This is a genomic window from Bacteroides sp. RTP31139st1_H2_RTP31139_211217 (genome assembly GCF_040227615.1).
In the GTDB taxonomy this organism is placed as follows: domain Bacteria; phylum Bacteroidota; class Bacteroidia; order Bacteroidales; family Bacteroidaceae; genus Bacteroides; species Bacteroides uniformis.
This window is the reverse complement of sequence record NZ_JBCNZM010000214.1, coordinates 1-6,537: the sequence shown is the minus strand read 5'-3', so window position 1 is coordinate 6,537 and position 6,537 is coordinate 1. Positions and strand designations below refer to the sequence as shown.

Genomic DNA, 6,537 nt, shown 5'->3' with positions numbered 1-6,537 from the left:
GCCGTGAGCTTCGTCCACGTAAATGCTGGCATTGTATTTCTTCTTCAGGCGGACAATTTCGGGCAGATTGGCCAAGTCACCTTCCATGGAAAATACTCCATCCACAACAATCAGCTTTACAGCATCCGGTTCGCATTTCTGGAGTTCTTTTTCCAAAGCCTCCATATCGTTATGCTTGTACTTCAACTGAGTGGCAAATGCAAGACGGCGGCCATCTACAATGGAAGCGTGGTCACGGTCATCACAAATAATATAATCCCCACGGCCTACAACGGCAGGAATAATACCTTCGTTTACAGTAAATCCGGTAGAAAAACAGAGTGCTTCATCTTTTCCTACGAATTCAGCCAATTCCTTCTCCAGTTCAACATGTATATCGAGTGTTCCGTTCAGAAAGCGGGAACCTGCACAACCGGTGCCATATTTTTCTGTGGCAGCTATCGAGGCATCAATGATACGCTTGTCATATGTCAGTCCCATATATGCATTAGAGCCGAACATCAGAACCTTTTTACCATCCATCATTACCTCTGTATCCTGATGGCTGTTAATTGTGCGGAAATAAGGATATACGCCTTTTGCCATAAACTGCTGCGGCAGGTCGTATTTCGCAAATTTGTCTTGTAGTAAACCCATGAAATATCTTTTATATAATGAATATTTAATTCTATTAAATACAAGTCTTAAAAAACAGGGGGCAAAGATAGCAAAATATGTCGGTATATGTTCTATTTACATTAAAAAAACTACTTATACTTATTTTAAAAAGAATTATGTGGTTAATTTTTCAGATATTTATATTACTTTTGCCAGTTGGAAAACCTGCATAGCAACAACCCTTGCATGAACGAAAACAAGAAGAAAATAGCATTCATCATAAACCCCATATCCGGCACTCAGAGTAAGGAGCAGATACTGAAGTGGCTCGATGAAAAACTGGATAAGGAAAGGTATGCACAAGAAGTGATTTATACCGAACGGGCAGGCCATGCCGTAGAGATAGCGGCACAGAAGGCACAAGAAGATGCACATGCCGTCATCGCCATAGGAGGAGACGGCACCATCAATGAGATAGCCCGCTCACTGGTACATACAAAAACCGCTTTGGGCATCATTCCCTGCGGTTCCGGCAACGGACTTGCCCGCCATCTGCAGATTCCGATGGAGCCGAAAAAGGCCATCGACATCATCAATGACGGACTGATAGACATCATTGACTACGGAAAAATCAACGATGTGCCTTTCTTCTGCACCTGCGGCGTGGGATTCGACGCATTTGTAAGCCTGCAATTCTCCAAGGCGGGAAGGAGAGGACCACTCACTTATCTGGAAAAGACTCTGCTCGAAAGCCTGAAGTACCGTCCGGAAACCTATGAACTGGAAATGGACGGCAGCACCCTGCGATACAAGGCGTTCCTGATAGCCTGCGGAAACGCATCGCAATATGGAAACAATGCGTATATTGCCCCACAAGCCACCTTGAACGACGGACTGCTGGACGTCACCATACTCGAGCCGTTCACTGTGCTCGATGTACCGTCGCTCTCTTTCCAGCTCTTCAACAAGACCATTGACCAGAACAGCCGGATTAAGACGTTCCGTTGCCAGACACTCCGTATTCACCGTTCTAAACCGGGGGTAGTCCACTTTGACGGCGACCCGATGATGATGGGAGAGAATGTAGATGTAAAGATTATGAAGAAAGGACTGCAGGTCATTGTTCCCCGGGATGCGGAAAAAGACACTTCGAATGTCTTGCAGCGGGCACAAGACTATATCAACGGACTGAAACAGATTAATGATGCTTTTGTGGAAGACATCGCCCATAAAAACAAGATGATACTGGATAAAGGCAAAAGGCAATTCAAGAAACTGACGAAAATGTGATGTTGTAAAAAGGCACTTATAAGGAGTTTCTGAAAATAACTTTCCCCTTTTAATGCGCCATATAATATGTTTTATGTATTTTTGCATGTTCAAAATAGTAAATAAGTAAATCGTCAAACAGTAAATAAAAAGATGTATAGATCACACACCTGCGGAGAACTCCGTATCTCCGATGTTAACAAGCAAGTGACGCTGGCAGGTTGGGTACAGCGCAGCCGTAAGATGGGAGGCATGACTTTCATTGACCTCCGCGACCGTTACGGAATTACCCAATTAGTGTTCAACGAAGAGGTGAATGCCGAACTTTGCGAGCGTGCCAACCGCTTGGGCCGTGAATTCGTAATCCAGGTTAAGGGTACCGTCAACGAACGTTTCAGCAAAAACCAGCATATCCCGACGGGAGACATTGAAATCATCGTATCGGAACTGGATGTTCTGAACTCATCGCTGACCCCTCCCTTCACCATCGAGGAAAATACGGACGGTGGCGACGATATCCGCATGAAGTACCGTTATCTAGACCTGCGCCGTGCCAATGTACGCAGCAATCTGGAGCTTCGCCATAAAATGACAATTGAAGTACGCAAATACCTGGACAGCCAGGGATTCATCGAAGTGGAAACTCCGATTCTGGTAGGCTCCACACCCGAAGGTGCACGCGATTTCGTCGTTCCTTCACGCATGAACCCGGGACAATTCTATGCCTTGCCTCAAAGCCCGCAGACACTGAAACAGTTGTTGATGGTTTCCGGTTTCGACCGTTACTTCCAGATAGCCAAATGCTTCCGTGACGAAGACCTGCGTGCCGACCGCCAGCCGGAATTCACACAGATTGACTGCGAAATGTCTTTTGTGGAGCAGGATGACGTCATCAACCTCTTCGAAGGCATGGCCAAATATCTGTTCAAGGAAATCCGTGGCGTAGAGATGAACGAGCCGTTCATGCGCATGCCATGGGCAGACGCCATGAAATATTACGGCAGCGACAAGCCCGACCTCCGTTTCGGCATGAAGTTCGTGGAACTGATGGACATCATGAAGGGACACGGATTCCCGGTATTCGACAATGCCGCCTACATCGGCGGTATCTGCGCAGAAGGCGCCGCACACTATACCCGCAAACAGCTGGATGTACTGACCGAATTCGTGAAAAGACCGCAAATCGGTGCCAAAGGTATGGTATACGCGCGCGTAGAGGCAGACGGCAACGTAAAATCAAGTGTCGACAAGTTCTATGCGCAGGAAGTATTGCAGGAGATGAAGGCTGCTTTCAACGCCAAGCCGGGTGACCTGATTCTGATTCTGAGCGGTGACGATGCCATGAAGACCCGCAAGCAACTGAACGAGTTGCGCCTTGAAATGGGTAACCAACTGGGATTACGCGACAAGAACAAGTTCGTCTGCCTTTGGGTGGTTGACTTCCCGATGTTTGAGTGGAGCGATGAAGAAGGCCGCCTGATGGCTATGCACCACCCGTTCACTCATCCGAAAGACGAAGATATTCCTTTGCTGGATACAGACCCGGCAGCTGTCCGTGCAGATGCATACGATATGGTGTGCAACGGTATTGAAGTGGGTGGAGGTTCCATCCGTATCCACGATGCACAGTTGCAGGCCAAAATGTTCGAGATTCTCGGATTCACTCCGGAGAAGGCTCAGGAGCAGTTCGGCTTCCTGATGAATGCCTTCAAATACGGTGCACCTCCTCACGGTGGTCTGGCATACGGTCTGGACCGTTGGGTCAGCATCTTCGCAGGTCTCGACAGTATCCGCGACTGCATTGCATTCCCCAAAAACAACAGTGGACGCGATGTAATGCTGGATGCACCTTCAGTTATTGACCAGAAGCAGCTGGACGAACTGAATCTGATTGTTGAAGTGAAAGAGTAAAAGCAGGTACAGAGTAGGAGAGTGAAAGAGTCTGCACGCATTTTTCGTTTTGCGGTAATCGGCACGCTGAATGCCTTGATTATGGCTGTTACCGTTTGGGTAATGATGGACGAACTGGACATCAACTATATGCTCTCCAATGTAACCGCATATATACTTGCACAGATACACAACTTCATCTGGTGCAAGTACTGGATATTCCCTACAGAAAAAAAGAGCAACACTTGGCGACAAGTGCTGCTCTTTTCCATAGCTTTCGGAATGGCTTACGGAGCGCAATTCCTTTTCCTCATAGGGCTGGTGGAGGGACTGGACTGCAATGAATACCTTGCCCAGTTCCTGGGATTATTCATCTACGGAAGTGTCAATTTCCTGATGAACAAACGGGTGACATTCCGTTAGTTCTCCCCCAGAGATCCCCGTCGTTATCAGTCAAGAAATCGTTTTGTCAATCCGGCATAGGCATCAATTCTGCGGTCGCGCAGGAAAGGCCACCAACGGCGTACATTTTCCGAGCGTTCCAAGTCCACCTCTACAACGATATTTTCCGGCCGTTCGTTTCCTGCTTGGGCCAGGAACTCGCCTTGCGGTCCGGCCACAAAACTATTTCCCCAAAACAAGATACCATTGGTCTGCATGGAAGGATCCGGCTCATGTCCCACACGGTTCACTGAAACAACCGGCAAGCCGTTGGCCACAGCATGTCCACGCTGGGAGATAATCCAAGCATTGAGCTGACGCGCCTTTTCATCATCCGTATCACTGCTTTCCCAACCGATAGCCGTAGGATATATTAGTATTTCAGCTCCCTTCAGCGCCATCAGACGTGCTGCTTCCGGATACCATTGGTCCCAGCACACCAAAACTCCCAATTTGCCCAAAGATGTCTGAATAGGTTCGAAGCCTATATCACCGGGAGTAAAATAGAATTTCTCATAATAGGCGGGGTCATCAGGAATATGCATCTTCCGGTATTTCCCGGCAATGCTGCCGTCACGTTCAAAAACAACCGCTGTGTTATGATACAATCCGGGAGCGCGTTTCTCGAACAGAGAAGTGACCAGCACAATATCGTTGGCAGCAGCCAACTCTGAATAGAATCCCGTAGAAGGACCGGGAATCGGTTCTGCCAAGTCGAACAACTGCGTGTTTTCCGTCTGACAGAAATACAGAGAGTTATGCAGCTCCTGCAAAACAACCAATTGAGCCCCATGCGCCGCACATGCCTCTATACTTTTGGCCAAATTCATTAAATTAGTCCTGAGGTCCTTGGTATTGGCCTGCTGGATAATACCTACTTTTATTTTTCTTGTCATCTTATTCTATGGTTTATTGTTTTACTATGTATAATCGACATTACTTCAACACCCCTACGGGATATTGCATGGTAACACAATGCAAAGAGCCGTGTTGCTTAATCAAAGCACGGCAATCTATCCCGATAATTTCATAACCGGGAAAAGCCTCCCGCAACACTTCCCCCGCGCGGGCATCATTCTCCGGCTGGCGATAGGTGGGGTAAAGCACTGCATCATTCAGAATCAAGAAATTAGCGTAAGTGGCAGGAAGCCGTTCCCCTTCCTCTTCTATCTTATCGGCCATGGGCAAAGCCAGCAAACGGTAAGGTTCCCCCTTCAACGTACGGAAAGTCTTCAGTTGCTCCTCCATGCGATGCAGTTCTTCGTAATGCTCATCATCCGCATCCTTGCATTGTACATAGGCTATCGTGTCGGCAGGGCAGAAACGGGCCAGCGTGTCTATATGACTGTCCGTATCGTCACCTGCCAAATAACCGTGGTCCAGCCAAAGAACACGTTGCAGGTGAAAAACGGAACGAAGATATTCCTCAATTTCCACCCGGTTCATCTGTCCGTTCCGGTTAGGCGAAAGCAGGCATTCGGAGGTGGTGAGCAACGTACCCATGCCGTCACTTTCGATGGAACCGCCTTCAAGGACAAACCCCAAGCGATTTACATACTTTCCTTTCATCACTTCCGACTCCACCGCACGACGCGTAATCAAATTATCCTTATCGGATGCAAACTTCAATCCCCACCCGTTGAACTTAAAGTCGAGCAGAGATACACCGTCAGCATCCAGTAGGGTGATGGCTCCATGGTCGCGTGCCCAAGTATCATTCGTCTCACACTTCAGGAAACGGACATTTTCCATATTCACCCTGCCGAGAATCTGTTTCTTCACCTCATCCGGTTCTGGGGTTACAATCAGCAATGTCTCCCGGGCGGCTATTTCGTGGGCAATGGCTACAAAACATTCCTGCACTTCGTCCAACATATAGGTCCAGTCTGTACCCGCATGGGGCCATGTAAGCTGTATGCCGCTTTGCAAAGCCCATTCGGCAGGCAAGTGGGGAGCACGTGTCTCTACCTGAAAAGTCATATTCTTGCCAAAACGCACCTGACAGTCCTTCTCTGCGGCACCACCCAGCGGCAGTCCTACAAAATATCCCATATTATTTATCTTTTCTAATTCGTTACTTTTTAAGTTAGCAGAGAGAGGGAGAATAAACCTTAGGTTTAGAATTGCCAAACCTCTACTTCAGACTTCTAAACCTCTACTCTATGATTGTAAACCTCTACTCGTCAATTATCACTTATCTTCCTTCGGTTTCCGGTCGAAGAATGGATTCTTGGAGGATGCACTCACCGGAATGGCAAAGACAGTCTCTGTCTCTTATACACATCTCCGAGCCCACGAGACGGAGTACCATCGCGGATGCCGTCTTCTGCTTGAAACGGG

6 protein-coding genes and 1 pseudogene are annotated in these 6,537 nt (G+C 47.9%); 3 read left to right on the top strand and 4 right to left on the bottom strand.

Annotation, left to right across the window (positions count from 1 at the left end; all coding sequences use genetic code 11):
- On the bottom strand, positions 1-636 hold a 636-nt coding region (locus ABUA47_RS22070; protein WP_349832055.1), incomplete at its 3' end, for a pyridoxal phosphate-dependent aminotransferase family protein.
- A gap of 207 nt (positions 637-843) precedes the next feature.
- On the opposite strand from ABUA47_RS22070, the gene ABUA47_RS22065 reads away from it, so the two are divergent.
- The 3 genes from ABUA47_RS22065 to ABUA47_RS22055 all read left to right on the top strand — a co-directional run bounded on the left by ABUA47_RS22065 (position 844) and on the right by ABUA47_RS22055 (position 4,179).
- Entirely contained in the window at positions 844-1,887 is a 1,044-nt protein-coding gene (locus ABUA47_RS22065; protein ID WP_005827827.1) for a diacylglycerol/lipid kinase family protein, read from the top strand.
- 132 nt (positions 1,888-2,019) lie between these two features.
- The gene (gene aspS / locus ABUA47_RS22060) at positions 2,020-3,777 is read left to right on the top strand and encodes an aspartate--tRNA ligase (protein ID WP_005827825.1); all 1,758 of its coding nucleotides are present in this window, start codon (positions 2,020-2,022) and stop codon (positions 3,775-3,777) included.
- Between the two features lie 21 nt (positions 3,778-3,798).
- The gene (locus tag ABUA47_RS22055; RefSeq protein ID WP_005827823.1) at positions 3,799-4,179 is read left to right on the top strand and encodes a GtrA family protein; all 381 of its coding nucleotides are present in this window, start codon (positions 3,799-3,801) and stop codon (positions 4,177-4,179) included.
- 26 nt (positions 4,180-4,205) lie between these two features.
- On the opposite strand, the gene ABUA47_RS22050 is transcribed toward ABUA47_RS22055, so the two are convergent.
- The 3 genes and pseudogenes from ABUA47_RS22050 to ABUA47_RS25005 form a co-directional block, all read right to left on the bottom strand.
- The gene (locus ABUA47_RS22050) at positions 4,206-5,093 is read right to left on the bottom strand and encodes a carbon-nitrogen hydrolase (protein ID WP_005827821.1); all 888 of its coding nucleotides are present in this window, start codon (positions 5,091-5,093) and stop codon (positions 4,206-4,208) included.
- A gap of 40 nt (positions 5,094-5,133) precedes the next feature.
- Positions 5,134-6,249, bottom strand: a complete 1,116-nt coding sequence (locus ABUA47_RS22045; RefSeq protein ID WP_005837171.1) for an agmatine deiminase family protein — start codon at positions 6,247-6,249, stop codon at positions 5,134-5,136.
- 138 nt (positions 6,250-6,387) lie between these two features.
- Positions 6,388-6,465 (bottom strand): annotated as a pseudogene (locus ABUA47_RS25005) (DUF2148 domain-containing protein); the annotation flags it as partial.
- Positions 6,466-6,537: the final 72 nt, after the last annotated feature.

What these genes read in the sequence shown, in the direction of transcription:
- aspS (WP_005827825.1), top strand. Translation starts at nt 2,020, where the DNA reads ATGTATAGATCACACACCTGCGGAGAACTCCGTATCTCCGATGTTAAC.
- ABUA47_RS22045 (WP_005837171.1), bottom strand. Translation starts at nt 6,249, where the DNA reads ATGGGATATTTTGTAGGACTGCCGCTGGGTGGTGCCGCAGAGAAGGAC.
- ABUA47_RS22065 (WP_005827827.1), top strand. Translation starts at nt 844, where the DNA reads ATGAACGAAAACAAGAAGAAAATAGCATTCATCATAAACCCCATATCC.
- ABUA47_RS22050 (WP_005827821.1), bottom strand. Translation starts at nt 5,093, where the DNA reads ATGACAAGAAAAATAAAAGTAGGTATTATCCAGCAGGCCAATACCAAG.